This is a genomic window from Kribbella sp. NPDC051952 (assembly GCF_040680855.1).
Taxonomy (GTDB): Bacteria; Actinomycetota; Actinomycetes; order Propionibacteriales; family Kribbellaceae; genus Kribbella.
This window is the reverse complement of the sequence record NZ_JBFAXQ010000031.1, coordinates 23,343-40,670: the sequence shown is the minus strand read 5'-3', so window position 1 is coordinate 40,670 and position 17,328 is coordinate 23,343. Positions and strand designations below refer to the sequence as shown.

Below are 17,328 nucleotides of genomic sequence, written 5' to 3'. Positions count from 1 at the left end.
GGACAGACCGATGACGAATGCGCAGCAGTTCCTCCAGCGATTCACCCAGGCCTGGAGCGAACCAACGCCGGCCTCGCTGAGCGAGCTCTTCACCGCGGACGCGACGCTGCACCGTCCGAACCTCCCGCAACCGATCCGCGGCCGCGACGCGATCCGGGCGTACTTCGAGCAGGTGCTCCGGGCGCGTCCGGACCTGAAGCTCGAGCCGCTCATGACCGCGACCGGCCCGGACGTTGCGTTCGTCCACTGGCGCCTGCAGGCAACAGCCGACGACGTACTCGTGGAGTGGGAAGGTATCGACCGCTTCACGCTGCAGGGCGATCTGGCCGTCGACGGCCTCGCCCACTTCGACCCGGCCGCCATCCGACCTGTGGCGGTGTCCTGATGATCGCGGTGTACGGCGCGACCGGACACACCGGACGCCTGGTCTCGGCCGAGTTGGTGGACCGTGGCGAGAAGGTGATCCTGGCCGGACGGGACGCCGCAGGCCTGGAGAAACTCGCCGCCGAGTTGGGTCCGCTCACCGAGGTTCGCGCGGCCGGCCTGGACGACGGCCAGGCGTTGCTGGCGGCAATGGACGGCGCGGCAGTGGTGATCAACTGTGCCGGGCCTTTCGCCCGGTCGGGTGGTCCGGTCGCGACGGCGGCCATCGCGGCCGGCGCCCACTACCTGGACCACGCCGCCGAGCCGCTGCATTCACGGAACCTGTTCGAGAACTTCGATGCAGACGCGCGGACAGCCAAGGTCGTGCTGAGTCCTGGCATGAGCCTGTACGGCGCGATCGCTGATCTTCTCGCTGCCACGGTGACCGAGGGGCAAGGCCCGGTCGACGCGGTGAGCGTCGCGTACGCGGTCAACGGCTGGCGAATGACTTCAGCCTCCAAGAACACGGCCACCCACCTGGTGAGCGCCGACCGACTGACCTACGTCGACGGCACGCTCCAGCTGGTGGCTCGCGAAGCGGAGACTGCGATCTTCGACTACCCGGCGCCGATCGGCGCCCGCCCGGTGCTGGTGAACTATCCGGCCGGTGAAGTGGTGACGATCCCGCGCCGCGTCGACACCCGGTCCGTCGGGGTGTTCATGACGGCGGAGACGTTCCAGGAGGAGACTGTCTTCACCAGCGAGGACATCGCCTCGGCCGATCGGGCCGGATCCGCCTTCACTGTCGTCGTGCGGGCGACGTCCGGTGCCGGGACGCGGATCGGGTACGTCCGGGGCAACGACATCTACCGGGTCGGCGCACTCGTCTCCGTCGAGGCGGCCCAAGCCCTTGCCGTCGGCAATATTCGGCTCGACGGTGCCCGGAGCGCTGCGGAGTTGTTCGCTCCGGCTGACTTCCTGCAGCGGCTCCAGGAGCTCGACTGCTTCACCGACGTACATTTGCGAGAGGAAACGGTATGACTACCTTTGTGCTCGTCCACGGTGCCTGGCACGGGTCGTGGGCCTGGGACCGCGTGGTGCCGGTACTGGAGGACGCCGGTGCGCGCACCGTCAATGTCACCTTGCCCTGGGAAGGCGCTCCAGGTCTTCACGACCATGTCGCCGAAGTCGTCAGTGCCCTGGACGGCCTGACCGCCGCGGATGACGTCGTACTGGTCGGCCACAGCTACGCGGGCCTGGTCGTTCGTGAGGCGGCCGACCAGCGGTCGACGCTGGTGCGTCAACTGATCCTGGTGGACGGTTGGGCGGCGAGTGACGGTGCCGGCTTGTTCGACCTGGCACCCGCGCCGTTCGTCGACGCCGTCCGGCGCAGTGCCGAGGCGAACGCGGACAATCGCTACATCCCCGCCCCGGCCGCGGGTGCCTTCGGTATCACCGATCCCGGCGACGTCGACTGGTTGTCGCAGCGGCTGGTCCCCCAGCCGCTGCGAACGTTCACCGAGGCAACTCGGCTGACCGGCGCCGTCGATCAGATCCCTGGCACCGCCATCTACTGCCGGCCGCAGGTGTATCAGTTCGAGCAGTTCGCGAAGGAGATCGGTTACCGGACCGTCCCCATCGACGGTCCGCACAACGTGATGCTCACCCACCCGCATGAGCTGACCGCCCTTCTGCTCGACGTTCATCCGGCTACGACTGGTGATCGGTCGATCGGCTGAAGGCCAGTAGCGCGACGAGGGCACCGACCAGATAGAGCCCGCCGCCGACCAGCAGGCCGCTCGTGTACCCGCTGGTCAATGCCTCAGGCAACGAGTTGCCGGCGGTCCTGTCCTCGGTGACCTTCGTCGCCACGGAGGCCAGGACGGCGAGACCGACCGCACCACCGATCTGCTGGCTCGTGTTGATCAGTCCGGACGCGACACCTGTGTCGCGGGCCTCGACGTCGCGGACCCCGGCGATCGTGATCGCGACGATGACCATACCGAGACCGGCACCGGCGACCAGCTGGGCCGGCAGCAGTACGGCGAACGCGTTCTGCGACGGGCTCAGCAAAGTGAAACAGCCCATGCCGGCCGCGGCCAGCAACATCCCGATGACCGACACCGTGCGTACAGACGTCTTCGCCATCAAGCTAGGACCGATCGCACCCGCGCCGACGCCCATACCGGCCGCGAACGGCAGGTAGGCGACCCCGGTCAGCATCGGCGAGTACTCCTTCACCACCTGCATGTACAGAGTGAGGAAGTAGAACGTGGCCAGCATGCCGGCGCCCATCAGCAGCATGACGACGTTGGCGCCGGCCCGGCCACGGTCGGCCAATACAGCAGGCGGGACCATCGGGTTCGTGCCGAAGCGCTGCAGGAGCGTGAACGCGGTCAGCAGGACGACCGCGACCCCAGCCGATACCAGTACGACGGGAGCTGTCCAGCCGTCCTGGTTCGCCTTGTTGACGGCCAGAACCAGCGCACCGAATCCCAGCGTGGCAGTCACCGGACCAGGGAGTTCGACACCGCTACGCCGGTTCGTGTCCGGACCGAACACCGCGGAGCCGGCCAGCGGTACGAGGGCGATCGGGATGTTCACGAACAGGATCCAGCGCCAGTTCAGGTACTCGGTCAGTGCGCCGCCGACGAGCAGTCCGACCACCGACCCGAGGGCACCCATCGCGCCGTACACGCCGAGAGCCCTGGTCCGTTGCGGACCGGCGGGGAAGGTGGCCGCGAGCAACGAAAGCGCGGTGGGGGCGATGATCGCGGCGCTGAGACCCTGCAACGCGCGGGCACCGATCAGAACGGCGCCGGTGGTGGCGACCCCGCCGAGCAGGGAGGCCGCGGTGAAGACGATCAGACCGAGGCGGAACATCAGCCGCCGGCCGAACAGGTCCGCGGCCCGGCCGCCGGCGAGCAGGAGCCCGCCGAAGGTCAGCGCGTAGACGGTGAGGATCCAGTTGAGATCCGAGCCGGCCAGGTGCAGCCCGTTCTGGATGCTCGGCAGTGCGACCGTCACGATCGTGCCGTCGAGCACGATCATCAACTGCGCGACGGCGATGACCAGCAGCGCCAACCCGGCCCGGGGGACGGGCTGGGCGGCGACTCCGGTGTCTTGCTGTGCAGACATGAGACCTTCCGATGTGAGGAGTTTGTCTTTCGCTGCACTGACGCGCCGGATCATCCAGAGGTATCGCGGCCCTCAGTCGCCGGTGAGTACGTCGATGTCCAACTGACGCAGGCGGGTGGGGTCGGCCAGGATGTCGATGGCAACGATCTTGCCGCCGGTGATCGTGAAGCTCATCAGTGCCATCGCCTGACCGTCCGCAACGGTGATCAGACCGGCGTTGCCGTTGACAAGGACCGGCAGCGGGAAGGCGGACAACCGGCGGAACGTCAGAGCCTGCCCGGCCACCTCGGCGGCGCCGTGGATCTCGGTCCAGCCGGCGCCGGCGATCAGACCGCGGTCCGCACGCAGTACGACGTCAGGATCGAGCAGTGTGACCAGCGCCGCGAAGTCTCCGTCGCGTGATGCGGCCTGGAACGCCTCGACCACGCGCCGTTGCAGGGCCAGATCGGGATCCGGGGCCGGTGCCGCCGTACGCACTCGGCGCCGGGCGCGACTGGCCAACTGCTTGGCCGCGGGGACCGTGCGCTGGAGGATCGTCGCGATCTCGTCGAACGGCACCCCGAACAGGTCGTGCAGTACGAACGCCAGCCGTTCGGCCGGCCCGAGCGACTCGAGGACCACCAGCAGCGCCAGCCCGACGGAGTCGGCGATCAGCACCTCGTCCTCGGGATTGACCGTCTCGTCCCGGCTCACGATGGGATCCGGGAGATGGGCCGCGTACGGCGCCTCCCGGCGGGCGGTGCGTCGACGCAGAAGGTCCAGACACACCCGGCCGACGACGGTCGTCAGCCAGCCACCGAGGTTCTCCACATCGCTGGTGTCGGTGCGGTTCAGTCGCAGCCACGCCTCCTGGACCGCGTCGTCGGCCTCGCTCAACGAGCCGAGCATCCGGTAGGCGACCGCCTTCAGATGCGGTCGATGCGTCTCGAATCCGTCCGCCAGGTAGTCCTGCTCGCTCATTGCTCACCCTTCTCCGTCGACTGTCAGAGACCTGACGGATCAAACCGGCCCGAGGTGACTGACCAGCTGTCACCTTCGCCGCCCGAGCTGCGTCAGTGCTGCGAAAAGGCCGATTTCGGCGTGATGACTGAGGAGCAACTCGAGATGGAACTGAACAGGAGAAGGGCCCTCGCTGTCGGTGCGGGCGTGGCGCTGGCGGCTGGAATCGATGGTGCTGCTTCCGGCGAGGCGATGGCCGCGGTGGGTCAACGGCCGCCGCGGGGCATCGACGACGAAGTGCTGGCCAGGCGGCTGGACGGTGACTTCCACAGTCACTTCGCCCGGGTCAACGGCGTACGACTGCATTATGTTGCCGGGGGCAAGGGTGAGCCGCTGGTGCTGGTACCGGGCTGGCCGGCGACGTGGTGGAGCTATCACAAGGTGATGCCGCTGCTCGCCAAGCACTATCGCGTGATCGTCGTCGACATCCGCGGCATGGGTGCGTCGGAACGCCCGGCCGGTGGCTACGACAAAAAGACGATGGCTCGCGACATCTACGAGCTGGTCCGCAGCCTCGGCTACCGGCAGGTGAACATCGCCGGGCACGACATCGGGGCGATGGTGGCCTTCAGCTTCGCGGCCAACCACGGCGCGGCGACGCGGCGCCTGGCGCTGCTCGACGTCCTGCACCCTGACGAGACCCTGTACAACCTGCCGATGCTGACCAAGCCCGGTGCCGGTGTCCACATGTGGTGGTTCGCCTTCAACCAGGTGAAGCAGCTTCCCGACCAGCTCCTGCAGGGGCGCTCGAGGTACCTGATCGACTGGCACTACGGCATCGGTCTGCGCAACCAGGACAACGTCACCGACGCCGACCGCCGCGTCTACACCTCCTGGTACGACGACCCGGACGCGATCCGCGCGTCGAACGGGTGGTACCAGGCCATCCACCAGGACATCGCCGACATGAACACCTACGCCAAGGTCACCATGCCGGTGCTGGGGCTGATCGCGGCCACGTCGCGCCAATGGTTCGAGTACACCCTGCCGCAGATCGCAACCGACGTACGCGGCATCATCACCGTCGACAAAGCCCTCCACTGGCTCTGCGAAGAAGACCCAACCCTGGTCACGAAGTCCCTCCTCAACTTCCTCACCTGACCAGAGGACGCCAGGTGATAAATCCATCATTGTTAACGTGCGCATTGTGCAGTGAGGATTTATCACCGCTCTTCCCGCCGGGCTCGGATGGTTCGCGCGCCACCTGTCCGCGAGCCTGAGATCCCTTCCGGTTAACGATTTCCCGCGCTGTACGGACGATGACTCGGTCAGTTGCCGTTATCAGACCGTGACGACGTGATGTCTTGCCGACATCTTGACCGATGTGTAAGTGGGCGCCAACATGTGAGCGCTAACAGTCCGATACGGGGCCCGTTATGCGGGGGGACATCTCTGCCGGAAGGGAAGAGTCTGTGAAGAAGAGGTTTGTTGCCACTCTGAGTGGCGCCCTGCTGGTGCTCGGCCTCGCGGCGTGCGGTGGGCAAGGAGCGGGCGGGACCACCGAGACTGCCAGTCAGAAGCCCGAGGACCTGACCATCGGCGTATCGATGCCGACGCAGACTTCGGAGCGCTGGATCGCCGACGGCAAGGCGGTGAAGGAGAAGCTCGAGGCGAAGGGGTACAAGGTCGTTCTGCAGTACGCGAACGACGACATCCCGACGCAGTCGCAGCAGGTCGACCAGATGATCACCCAGGGCGCCGACGTACTGATCGTCGCCGCGATCGACGGCACCGCGCTCAGCAGCCAGCTGCAGGCGGCGGCCGACAAGAAGATCCCGGTGATCGCGTACGACCGGTTGATCCGTGGCAGCAAGAACGTCGACTTCTACGTCAGCTTCGACAACTACAAGGTCGGCGTCGCCCAGGCGAAGGCACTCCTGCGCGGGCTCGGCCTGGAGAACGCGGACGGCTCGAAGGGCACCAAGACCGGGCCGTTCAACATCGAGGTCTTCGCCGGCTCGCTGGACGACAACAACACGCACTTCTTCTTCACCGGCGCCATGGACACGCTAAAGCCCTACCTGGACAACGGTTCGCTCGTGGTCAAGTCGAAGCAGACCAAGATGGAGCAGGTCGCGATCCTGCGCTGGCAGCAGGAGGCGGCGCAGAAGCGGATGGAAGACCTGCTCACCTCGAGCTACAACGACGGAGGCAAGGTCAACGGCGTCCTCGCGCCGTACGACGGGATCTCGCGCGGCATCATCACCGCCTTGCAGAACGTCGGTTACGGTACGGCGGCCAACCCGATGCCGGCCATCACCGGGCAGGACGCGGAGATCGCATCGGTCAAGCTGATCAACACCGGTGTGCAGAGCTCCACGATCTTCAAGGACACCCGGCTGCTGGCCGAGCAGGCCGTCAACGCGTCGGTGGCGTTCCTGGAGAAGAAGCAGCCGGAGTCCAACGACACCAAGTCGTACGACAACGGCGAGAAGGTCGTTCCGGCGTACCTGCTGCCGATCCAGACCGTCTTCAAGCCGGACATCCAGAAGGCGCTCGTCGACTCCGGCTACTACACGGCCGCCGAGGTGGTCGCCGGCCAGGCGAAGTGACAGCTGGGCCGGGCCCGGCGGCACCGACCGCCGGGTCCAGCCCGCGAGTCGACGTGGACGGTTCGATCGCGAAGGAGGACCCATGGTCGACGTACTGCTCGAGATGCGGGGCATCACGAAGACGTTTCCCGGTGTCAAGGCGCTCGAGGACGTCTCGCTCGTCGTCCGGCGTGGCGAGATCCACGCGATCTGTGGAGAGAACGGGGCCGGCAAGTCGACGCTGATGAAGGTGTTGTCCGGCGTCTACCCGACCGGGAGCTACGACGGCGAGATCAGCCTGGACGGTAAGCCCGTCCACTTCGCCGGCATCCGCGACAGCGAAGCCGTCGGCATCGTGATCATCCATCAGGAGCTCGCGCTGGTGCCGTACCTGTCGATCGCGGAGAACATCTTCCTCGGCAACGAGCGCCGCGGGCGCGGCGGGCTGATCGACTGGAACCGGACCAACGCCGAGGCCCGCGAGTTGCTGAGGTCCGTCGGACTGGACGAGAACCCGGTCTCGCCCGTGATTCAGCTCGGCGTCGGCAAACAACAGCTGGTCGAGATCGCGAAGGCGTTGTCGAAGGACGTGCGGTTGCTCATTCTGGACGAGCCGACCGCCGCCCTCAACGACGTCGACTCGGCCCACCTGCTCGAGCTGCTGCGACGGCTGCGGGATCGCGGGATCACCTGCATCATGATCTCCCACAAGCTCAGCGAGATCACCGCGATCGCCGACTCCACCACGGTGATCCGCGACGGTCTGACGGTCGAGACGCTCGACATGTCGTCGGGGGAGGTCACCCAGGAGCGGATCATCCGCGGCATGGTCGGCCGCGATCTCGACAGCTTCTACCCCGACCGGGTCTCCGCGCCGGGCCCCGAGGTGCTGCGGATCGAGGACTGGACGGTGTGGCATCCGGTCCAGCCGCGCAAGGTCGTCGACGGCGCGTCCCTCGACGTGCGGGCCGGCGAGGTCGTCGGCATCGCCGGACTGATGGGTGCGGGCCGGACCGAACTCGCGATGAGCGTCTTCGGGCGTTCGTACGGACGCAATATCAGCGGCCGGCTCTACCTGCACGGAAAGGAGGTCCGCGCCCGGACCGTCGCCGAGGCGATCTCCAACGGCATCGCCTACGCCACCGAGGATCGCAAACGCTACGGCCTGAACCTGATCGCCGACGTGCGCGCCAACGTCTCGGCCGCCGCACTCGGCAAGCTGGCCCGGGCCGGCTGGGTCAACGGCAACGAGGAGATCAAGGTCGCCGAGCAGGGCCGGCGCGACCTGAACATCAAGACGCGCACCGTACTGGACACCGTCGGCACCCTGTCCGGCGGGAACCAGCAGAAGGTCGTGCTGTCGAAGTGGCTGTTCACGGATCCCGACGTACTCATCCTGGACGAGCCCACCCGCGGTATCGACGTCGGAGCCAAGTTCGAGATCTACACGATCATCAACCGGTTGGTCGCCGAGGGGAAGGCGGTCATCGTCATCTCGTCGGAACTGCCCGAACTGCTGGGGATGTGTGACCGGATCTACACCTTGTCGGCCGGACGGATCACCGGCGAGGTGCCGGTGGGCCAGGCAACCCAGGAGAACCTGATGGCGCTCATGACGCAGGAGAAGGAGCTCGCCGGATGACCAGCACCAAACCTTCCGTGCCAACGGAACAGGCATCAGCAGAGAGCGCCTCCGCCGCCGCGCTGCACGTCGGCACCAGCGATCCGCTCACGCTGATCATGCGCAACCTGAGGCAGAGCGGCATCTACATCGCGTTCGTCGTGATCGTGGCGCTGTTCGCCACCCTGACCGACGGTGTCCTGCTCAGCCCGGGCAACATCACCAACATCGTGCTCCAGTACTCCTACATCCTGGTGCTGGCGATCGGCATGGTGATCCTGATCATCGCCGGCCACATCGACCTGTCGGTCGGGTCGATCGTCGCGCTGACGGGCGCGGTCTCCGCCGTACTGGTGATCCAGCACGGACAGCCGTGGTGGATCGGCGTGGTCGCATCGATCGCGGTCGGCACCGCGGTCGGCGCCTGGCACGGCTTCTGGGTCGCGTACGTCGGTATGCCCGCGTTCATCGTCACGCTCGCGGGCATGTTGCTGTTCCGTGGACTGACGTTGCAGGTGCTCGACAACGTCTCGTTGTCGCCGTTCCCGGGCGAGTATCAGAAGGTCGCCAGCGGCTTCCTGAACGGCCTGATCGGAGGGCAGGGGTACGACGCGTTCACGCTGCTCATCGGCGGGATCGCGGTGGCCGGGTACGCGGTCGGCGTCTTCCGCACCCGGCTGGCCCGGATCCGCTACGAGCAGCCGGTGGAGTCGTTCCCGTTGTTCGTCACGCGCGTACTCGCGGTCGCCGCGGTCGTCATGTACTTCGCCTGGCAGCTCGCCCACGCCCGCGGTCTGCCGATCGTCCTGATCATTCTGGCTGTCCTGGTGATCGCCTACGGGTTGATGACGAAGAACACCGTGTTCGGCCGCCAGGTCTACGCGATCGGCGGCAACCTGTCGGCCGCGATGCTGTCCGGGGTGAAGGTCCGCAAGGTCAACTTCTGGATCTTCGTGAACATGGGATTCCTGGCCGGGATCGCCGGCGTCATCTACTCGTCCCGGTCCAACGGCGCCCAGCCCGCGGCGGGCAACATGTTCGAACTGGACGCGATCGCGGCGGCCTTCATCGGCGGCGCGGCCGTGGCGGGCGGCGTCGGCACCGTGGTCGGGGCGATGGTCGGTGGCCTGATCATGGCGGTCATGAGCAACGGCATGCAGCTGATGGGTGTCGACCAGTCGACCCAGTCCGTCGTCAAGGGCCTGGTGCTGCTGCTGGCCGTTGCCTTCGACATCTACAACAAGCGCCGCGCCGGTGCCACCCGCTGACGGTCATCGGTGGGGATCCCTAGTATTTGCTTATGGTGAGAGCGAGCGAAGGTCTCGGACGGGCTCCGAGCATGACGGATGTGGCCGCCGCGGCCGGCGTCTCGCATCAGACCGTGTCCCGGGTGCTGAACGGATCGGAGCTGGTTCGGGACGAGACCCGCACCCGCGTGCTCGCGGCGATCGCCGAGTTGGGCTACCGGCGCAACAACGCGGCGCGGCTGCTCGTGACGAACAGGTCGGGCCGGATCGGGATGATCTCGGCGCACCTGGTTCTGCACGGGCCGAGCATGATCGCCGTATCGGTGCAGGACGCCGGCCACAAGGCGGGGTACGACGTCTCACTCGTCGCGGTCGAGGACTTCTCGTCGCAGTCGCTCCGGGAGGCGGTCGATCGCCTGCTCGACGAGGCGGTCGAGGCGATCGTCGTGGCCGTGGCCCATCGTGACGCTCTCGAGCAGGTCAGGTCGGTCGAGATACCCGTCCCCATGATCGTCGTCCAAGGGGTGAGCGACGGACAGCGGATGGCGGTGGGAATCGACCAGGAGGCGGGTGCCCGCGCGGCGGTGGAGCACCTGCTCGACCTCGGCCACCGCCATGTCGCCCATGTCACCGGACCACTGGAGTGGGTGGAAGCCGGCCAGCGGCGTACGGGCTGGCAGCATGCGCACGCGGATCGGCATGTTCTGCCGGGGCCGGAGCTGGCCGGCGACTGGTCGCCGAAGAGCGGGTACGACGCCGGACTGCGGATCGCCGAGGATCCGGACGTGACCGCGGTCTTCGTGGCCAACGACGGTATGGCGATGGGGTTGATGTACGCGCTGCACGAGAAGGGTCGCGACGTACCGGGCGAGATCAGCGTAGTCGGATTCGACGACGTACCCGAGGCGCCGTATCTCTGGCCGGCGCTCACGACCGTCGATCAGGAGTTCTCCCTGCTCGGCCGGCGGGCGGTCGAGCTGACCCTGCGGGCGCTGGCCGGGGAGACCGATCCGTCCACCGAGCTGATCCGGCCGTCGCTGGTCCTGCGCGACTCCACCGCGGCGCCGCGTCCGGCCGCTCGCGAGCGCTAACATTCAAGATCCATCCGCGGACTTCCGTCCTTGACAACAAAGAATGTTAGCGTTCACACTTTTGTCTCTGATGCTGCCTCCACATCATCAGAGAGGAACTGTGCATGAGCCCCGAAGAGCCCTACGTCGTCGGAGTCGACTTCGGTACGCTGTCCGGCCGCGCCGTCGTCGTCCGCGTCTCCGATGGGGCCGAGCTCGGTACGGCGGTGCACGAGTACGCACATGCCGTGATCGACGAACAGCTGCCGGGCACTGGTCCGCGGTTGCCACCGGACTGGGCGCTGCAGGTTCCCGCCGACTATCGCGAGGTGCTCAAGACCGCGGTCCCCGCGGCAACCGCGGCGGCGGGGATAGATCCGGCCCAGGTGATAGGCATCGCCACCGACTTCACTGCCTGCACGATGGTCCCGTGTCTGGCCGACGGCACACCGCTGAACGAGGTCGACGGGCTCGCGGACCGGCCGCATGCCTACGTGAAGCTGTGGAAGCACCACGCCGCCCAGCCCCAGGCCGACCGCATTAACGAGCTCGCTCGCGAGCGGGGCGAAACCTGGCTGCCGCGGTACGGCGGACTCATCTCGTCGGAGTGGGAGTTCGCCAAAGCGCTACAGATGTTCGACGAGGACCGCGCGGTCTACGACCGGATGGAGCACTGGGTCGAGGCCGCCGACTGGATCGTGTGGCAGTTGTGCGGACGCTATGTCCGCAATGCCTGTACGGCGGGTTACAAAGGCATCCTGCAGGACGGCCGGTACCCGTCGACGGACTTCCTCGAGCAACTCGCGCCCGGCTTCGAGGGGTTCGTCGCCGACAAGCTGGAACATCCGATCGGCCAGCTCGGGTCCGCGGCGGGCCGGCTGACCGCTGAGGCCTCGGCGTGGACCGGGCTGCCGGAGGGCATCGCGGTCGCCGTCGGGAACGTCGACGCGCACGTGACAGCGCCGGCGGCACAGGCCGTGGACCCGGGACAGATGGTCGCGATCATGGGCACGTCGACCTGCCACGTCATGAGCGCGGACGCGCTGCGAGAGGTGCCCGGCATGTGCGGTGTCGTCGACGGCGGCATCATCGCGGGTCGCTGGGGCTACGAGGCCGGCCAGAGCGGTGTCGGCGACATCTTCGGCTGGTTCGTCGACAACGCCGTACCGCCCTCGTATCACGAAGCCGCGGCTGCGGCGGGGGAGTCATTGCACGAGCACCTCACCAGACTCGCCGCGAGTCAGGCGGTCGCCCAGCACGGTCTGGTCGCGCTTGACTGGCACAGCGGCAACCGGTCGGTGCTCGTCGATCACGAACTCTCCGGACTGATCGTCGGCCAGACGCTGGCGACGCGCGCCGAGGACGGCTACCGGGCCCTGCTCGAGGCGACCGCGTTCGGTACTCGCGTCATCGTCGAGACCTTCGCCAGTAGCGGCGTACCGGTGAAGGAGCTGATCATCGCCGGCGGACTGGCCCAGAACGCCTTGCTGATGCAGATCTACGCCGACGTCACCAGGCTTCCGCTCTCGATCATCGACTCCGAACAGGGTCCGGCGCTGGGTTCGGCCATCCACGCGGCCGTTGCCGCCGGCGCCTATCCCGATGTTCCGACGGCGGCCAAGAGCATGGGCAAGGTCCGACGCGGTGTGCACCTCCCGGACGAGGAGCGGGCCAAGGCCTACGACCAGTTGTTCGAGGTGTACCTCGAGCTGCACGACTACTTCGGACGGCAGACCCGGCTGATGCGGAAGCTGAAAAAGATCCGGCGTACTGCTGTGGAGGAGGCTCGGTGAGCGCGATCGCGGAGGTCGCCGACACTCTCACCCGGCTCCGGACCGAGGTGTGCCGGCTGCATGCGCACCTGCCGGCCAACGGGCTGGTGGTCTGGACGGCGGGCAACGTGTCGGCCCGGGTTCCCGGCCACGACCTCTTGGTGATCAAGCCGAGCGGGGTCGCGTACGACGAGCTGACACCCGGCAACATGGTTGTCTGCGATCTCCACGGCCGGGTCGTCGACGGTGAGCACGCCCCGTCCTCGGACACCGAGGCGCAGGCCTACGTCTACAGGGAGATGCCGGACGTCGGCGGCGTCGTGCACACCCATTCGCCGTACGCCGTCGCTTGGGCGGCTCGAGGTGAATCGATCCCTTGTGTCACGACGATGTGCGCCGACGAGTTCGGCGGCCCGATCCCGGTGGGGCCGTTCGCGATCATCGGGGACGACTCGATCGGCCGCGGCATCGTCGAGACGCTCCGTGGATCGCGTTCGCCGGCCGTCCTGATGCAGAACCACGGTGTCTTCTCCATCGGGCCGACCGCCAAGGCCGCGGTCAAGGCGGCGGTCATGTGTGAGGACGTGGCCCGGTCGGTGCACCTGGCCCGGCAGCTCGGTGACCCGATCCCGATCGACCAGTCGTACGTCGAGCGCCTCTTCGACCGCTACCAGAACGTCTACGGCCAACGATGACGCAGCCCGGACCCGGAAGGACCGCATGTCTGTGAACACCACCGAGACCGTTCGAGAGGTCTGGTTCCTGACCGGCAGCCAAGGCCTCTACGGGCCCAGCACGCTCGAGCAGGTCGCCGAACAATCCCAGGCGGTGGCCAAGCGGCTCGCCGACGCGCGCCTGCCGGTGACGGTCGTGTGGAAACCGGTGCTGCTCGACGCCGATGCGATCCGCCGGCAGCTGCTCGAGGCCAACAGTGCGCCGGAGTGCGTCGGCGTCATCGCCTGGATGCACACCTTCTCGCCGGCGAAGATGTGGATCGCCGGACTCGACGCGCTCCGCAAACCCCTGCTGCACCTGCATACGCAGGCCAACGCTGCGTTGCCTTGGGCAACGATCGACATGGACTTCATGAACCTCAATCAGGCTGCCCATGGCGATCGGGAGTTCGGCTACATCCAGTCCCGGCTGCAGGTGCCGCGCAAGACCGTGGCCGGACATGTCGAGTCGCAGACCGTTCAGCAGCGAGTCGGGCACTGGGCGCGCGCAGCGCTCGGCGTCGCCGAACTCCGTTCGCTCAAGCTCGCCCGGTTCGGTGACAACATGCGCGATGTCGCCGTGACCGAGGGCGACAAGGTCGAGGCGCAGTTGAGGTTCGGCGTATCGGTCAACACCTACAGCGTCAACGAGCTCGTCGCGGCGGTCGACGGTGTTGCCGGTGCCGAGATCTCCACGCTGGTGGACGAGTACGTCGACACCTACACCGTCGCGCCCGAACTGCTGCCGGGCGGTGACCGGCACGAATCGCTGCGCTACGGCGCCCAGATCGAACTCGGGCTCCGGGCGTTCCTGACCGACGGCGGGTTCGGGGCCTTCACCTCCAACTTCGAGGATCTCGGCGGACTCCGCCAACTGCCCGGGCTGGCCGTGCAGCGGCTGATGGCCGACGGCTACGGATTCGGCGGCGAAGGGGACTGGAAGACGTCGGTGCTGCTGCGTGCCAGCAAGGCGATGGCCGTCGGCCTGCCCGGCGGTACGTCGTTCATGGAGGACTACACGTACCACCTGGTGCCGGGGGAGGAGAAGATCCTCGGCGCCCACATGCTCGAGGTGTGTCCGTCGCTCACGTCGGCACGCCCGTCGCTGGAGATTCATCCGCTCTCCATCGGCGGCCGCGAGGATCCGGTCCGATTGCGCTTCACCTCCGATCCTGGCGCCGGTGTCGTGGTCGGGATCGCCGATCTGGGCGATCGCTTCCGGCTCACGGCGAACGTCGTACACGTCGTCGAGCCGGACGAGGCGCTTCCGAAGCTGCCGGTCGCCTGTGCGGTGTGGAAACCGGAGCCGTCGTTGGCCACCTCGGCCGAGTCGTGGCTCGTCGCCGGCGCACCTCACCACACCGTCTTGACCACAGCCCTCGAGCGCGAGGTGTACGAGGACTTCGCCGACATTCTCTCCGTTGAGCTGGCCGTCATCGATGCGTCGACCACTGTGCGCGAGTTCCAGCGTGAGCTGCACTGGAACGACGTCTACCACCGGCTCAGCAGGGCCGGTGCTCGCTGATGCTCATGACCGAAGTAGGCAATGCGGTCGGTGAGCTGCGCCGAAGCGTGGTCGACCGCACGGAGCCTGAGCTGTCCCTGTTCATGACGGGCGTTGTGTCCGTTCGGCTGCCGGATGACCTGATCGGGCTCAAGCCCTCGGCGGTCTCGGCCGACGAGCTCTCGACCAGTTCGATCGTGGTCACGGACCTGTCCGGGCAGCTGCTCGACGGCGTGCTCGCGCCGGCGGCCGGCGGTGACGCGCACGCCTACGTGTACCGAAATGTGCCCGAAGTGCGTGGCATCGTGAACATCCGGTCGACGCTGGCGCTTGCCTGGGCGGGCCGAGGCGAGTCGATTCCGCGCCTGCCCGGGATGGCGCACGGGTTCGAAGGTCCGACTCCGGTCGGCCCGGCGGTTTCGAGCACCGGCGAAGCCATCGGCCGTGGAATCGTCGACACTCTGCTGGCGAGCGGATCCCCAGCTGTCCTGATGCGCGGCCAGGGGCTGTTCACCACCGGGCCGAACCCGGGCGAGGCAGTCCGACTTGCCGCCCAGCTCGAGCAGACGATGCGGACAGTCCACATCGCCCGCCACCTCGGCACGGCCGAACCCCTCGACCCCCACGCCACGGACTGGCTACGCAACCGCGGCACGCAGTGATCTAGGGCGGGGTCAGCTCGCGGGGCTTGTCATGCGCGGCTCCCGTGAGTTCGTCCGCGGTCGGTTTCTGTACGGAGTCGGCGAAGTAGAAGCGGGACAGCGCCGCACGGATCCGGTTGCGCCTGCGGTGCGGTCGTACGACGCCGTTGTCATCGGTGTGCGGTTCCGGCTCCACCGGCACGAGCCGCTCGCGGGCGGACAGTTCGTACGCCTTGTACTTGGACATCGGGGCGTGCGCTTCGGCGTACTCACCGCTTGGCCCGCGCACGATGATTCCGGTCTCGTAGCCATGCATCAGACGGTCGTTGTCGGCGCGCTGGAGTGAGATCGCGATTCTCCGGGTGATCCGGAAGGCGAGCAGCGGTCCGAGGAAGATCAGGATCCGGCAGATCCAGGTGATCGTGTTGATCGAGCTGTGGAACTGGGTGGCGATCAGGTCGTTGCCGCTGTTGAGCCAGAGGACGCCGTAGAAGGTGATCATCGCGGCGCCGATCCCGGTCCGGGTGGGCGCGTTGCGTGGGCGGTCGAGCAGGTGGTGCTCGCGCTTGTCGCCGGTGATCCAGGCCTCGAGGAAGGGGTAGAGGGCGACGAAGGTGATGAACAGGGGTGGGACGAGGAGTGCGGGCAGCAGGATGTTCCAGCTGAGCGTGACGCCCCAGAAGTGCGACTCGAATCCGGGCATCAGGCGGACCGCGCCGTCCAGCCAGCCCATGTACCAGTCCGGCTGCGACCCTGCTGTCACTTGGGCCGGGTTGTACGGGCCGTACAACCAGATGGGGTTGATCTGGAACAAGGCGCCCATCAGGGCGGTGATGCCGAAGACGACGAAGAAGAAGCCGCCGGCCTTGGCCATGTACACCGGCATCAGCGGGTAGCCGACGACGTTCTTCTCGGTCCGGCCGGGGCCGGGGAACTGGGTGTGCTTGTGGTAGACGACCAGGAACAGGTGGACCGTGACGAGCGCCAGGATCAGACCCGGGATGAGCAGGACGTGGACGGTGTAGAAGCGGGAGACGAAGTCGTCGCTGGGGAACTCGCCGCCGAAGATGAAGAAGCTCAGGTACGTGCCGATCACGGGTGACGCGAGTACGAGGCCCTCGGTGATCCGCAGGCCGGTGCCGGAGAGCAGGTCGTCGGGGAGGCCGTACCCGATGAAGCCCTCGACCACACCGAGGAACAGCATCGCGATGCCGATCAGCCAGTTGAGTTCGCGGGGCTTGCGGAACGCGCCGGTGAAGAAGATCCGGAGCAGGTGCACGCTCATCGCGGCGGTGAACAGGATCGCGGCCCAGTGGTGGATCTGCCGCATCAGCAAGCCGCCGCGGATGTCGAACGAGATGTTCAGGGTGGATTCGTAGGCTTCGGACATGTGCAGGCCCTTGAGCAGGCTGTACGAGCCCTGGTACTCGACGTCGGCCATGGAGGGCTTGAACCAGAAGGTCAGGAAGATGCCGGTGAGGATCAGGATGAGGAAGCTGTACAGCGCGATCTCGCCGAGCATGAACGACCAGTGGTCCGGGAAGACCTTGCGCAGATTCTTCCGCCCGATCTTGCCGATCCCGACCCGTTCGTCAACCCACGCAACCGGCCCGGGAAGTCCTTGCTCCGCCATCTGGTCGAGCCATCCTCTCGAGCGCAGTCAGCCGCACCGTCGACGACCCTGTCACCCCTACTTCCACCCCAAACCCCCCACCGGATGCAGTGACGT

15 protein-coding genes are annotated in these 17,328 nt (G+C 67.1%); 12 read left to right on the top strand and 3 right to left on the bottom strand.

The annotated features are described in order from the left end of the window. Positions 1–10: 10 nt before the first annotated feature. The 3 genes from AB0L70_RS36165 to AB0L70_RS36155 are packed head-to-tail and all read left to right on the top strand — an operon-like array spanning position 11 to position 2,102. Positions 11–385: a nuclear transport factor 2 family protein gene (locus AB0L70_RS36165; RefSeq protein ID WP_363691342.1), complete on the top strand. Its 375-nt coding sequence runs from the start codon at positions 11–13 to the stop codon at positions 383–385. Further along, on the top strand, positions 385–1,404 hold the full coding sequence (locus AB0L70_RS36160) for a saccharopine dehydrogenase NADP-binding domain-containing protein (protein WP_363691341.1): 1,020 nt from the start codon (positions 385–387) through the stop codon (positions 1,402–1,404). The genes AB0L70_RS36165 and AB0L70_RS36160 overlap by 1 nt, the downstream gene beginning before the upstream one ends. Next, positions 1,401–2,102 (top strand): alpha/beta hydrolase, encoded by a 702-nt coding sequence (locus tag AB0L70_RS36155; RefSeq protein WP_363691340.1) that lies wholly within the window; start codon positions 1,401–1,403, stop codon positions 2,100–2,102. Before AB0L70_RS36160 ends, AB0L70_RS36155 begins: the two co-directional genes overlap by 4 nt. Here the strand turns inward: AB0L70_RS36155 and AB0L70_RS36150 are convergent. Next, positions 2,074–3,501 (bottom strand): MFS transporter, encoded by a 1,428-nt coding sequence (locus AB0L70_RS36150; protein WP_363691339.1) that lies wholly within the window; start codon positions 3,499–3,501, stop codon positions 2,074–2,076. The two genes, AB0L70_RS36155 and AB0L70_RS36150, sit on opposite strands and share 29 nt — an antisense overlap. Positions 3,502–3,573: 72 nt before the next feature. Then, entirely contained in the window at positions 3,574–4,461 is an 888-nt protein-coding gene (locus AB0L70_RS36145; RefSeq protein WP_363691337.1) for a sigma-70 family RNA polymerase sigma factor, read from the bottom strand. Positions 4,462–4,605: 144 nt separating this feature from the next. Here AB0L70_RS36145 and AB0L70_RS36140 point away from each other — a divergent pair, with 144 nt between their 5' ends. The 9 genes from AB0L70_RS36140 (at position 4,606) to AB0L70_RS36100 (ending at position 15,620) form a co-directional block, all read left to right on the top strand. Further along, positions 4,606–5,601 (top strand): alpha/beta hydrolase, encoded by a 996-nt coding sequence (locus tag AB0L70_RS36140; protein ID WP_363691336.1) that lies wholly within the window; start codon positions 4,606–4,608, stop codon positions 5,599–5,601. A 311-nt stretch (positions 5,602–5,912) separates the two neighbouring features. Further along, the gene (gene chvE, locus AB0L70_RS36135; protein WP_363691335.1) at positions 5,913–7,052 is read left to right on the top strand and encodes a multiple monosaccharide ABC transporter substrate-binding protein; all 1,140 of its coding nucleotides are present in this window, start codon (positions 5,913–5,915) and stop codon (positions 7,050–7,052) included. Positions 7,053–7,134: 82 nt separating this feature from the next. Next, a complete protein-coding gene (gene mmsA, locus AB0L70_RS36130) occupies positions 7,135–8,673 on the top strand; it encodes a multiple monosaccharide ABC transporter ATP-binding protein (protein WP_363691334.1) in 1,539 nt (512 codons plus the stop codon). Continuing rightward, the gene (gene mmsB / locus AB0L70_RS36125) at positions 8,670–9,920 is read left to right on the top strand and encodes a multiple monosaccharide ABC transporter permease (RefSeq protein ID WP_363691333.1); all 1,251 of its coding nucleotides are present in this window, start codon (positions 8,670–8,672) and stop codon (positions 9,918–9,920) included. Before mmsA ends, mmsB begins: the two co-directional genes overlap by 4 nt. Positions 9,921–9,952: 32 nt before the next feature. Next, complete coding sequence (locus tag AB0L70_RS36120) at positions 9,953–10,990, top strand: LacI family DNA-binding transcriptional regulator (RefSeq protein ID WP_363691332.1); 1,038 nt, start codon at positions 9,953–9,955, stop codon at positions 10,988–10,990. A 104-nt stretch (positions 10,991–11,094) separates the two neighbouring features. After that, positions 11,095–12,762: a ribulokinase gene (gene araB / locus AB0L70_RS36115; protein WP_363691331.1), complete on the top strand. Its 1,668-nt coding sequence runs from the start codon at positions 11,095–11,097 to the stop codon at positions 12,760–12,762. Beyond that, on the top strand, positions 12,759–13,436 hold the full coding sequence (locus tag AB0L70_RS36110) for an L-ribulose-5-phosphate 4-epimerase (protein ID WP_363691329.1): 678 nt from the start codon (positions 12,759–12,761) through the stop codon (positions 13,434–13,436). The genes araB and AB0L70_RS36110 overlap by 4 nt, the downstream gene beginning before the upstream one ends. A gap of 25 nt (positions 13,437–13,461) precedes the next feature. Beyond that, complete coding sequence (araA, locus tag AB0L70_RS36105; protein ID WP_363691328.1) at positions 13,462–14,979, top strand: L-arabinose isomerase; 1,518 nt, start codon at positions 13,462–13,464, stop codon at positions 14,977–14,979. A 5-nt stretch (positions 14,980–14,984) separates the two neighbouring features. After that, on the top strand, positions 14,985–15,620 hold the full coding sequence (locus tag AB0L70_RS36100; RefSeq protein WP_363691327.1) for a class II aldolase/adducin family protein: 636 nt from the start codon (positions 14,985–14,987) through the stop codon (positions 15,618–15,620). A 1-nt stretch (position 15,621) separates the two neighbouring features. On the opposite strand, the gene AB0L70_RS36095 is transcribed toward AB0L70_RS36100, so the two are convergent. Further along, entirely contained in the window at positions 15,622–17,232 is a 1,611-nt protein-coding gene (locus tag AB0L70_RS36095; protein ID WP_363691326.1) for a ubiquinol-cytochrome c reductase cytochrome b subunit, read from the bottom strand. Positions 17,233–17,328: the final 96 nt, after the last annotated feature.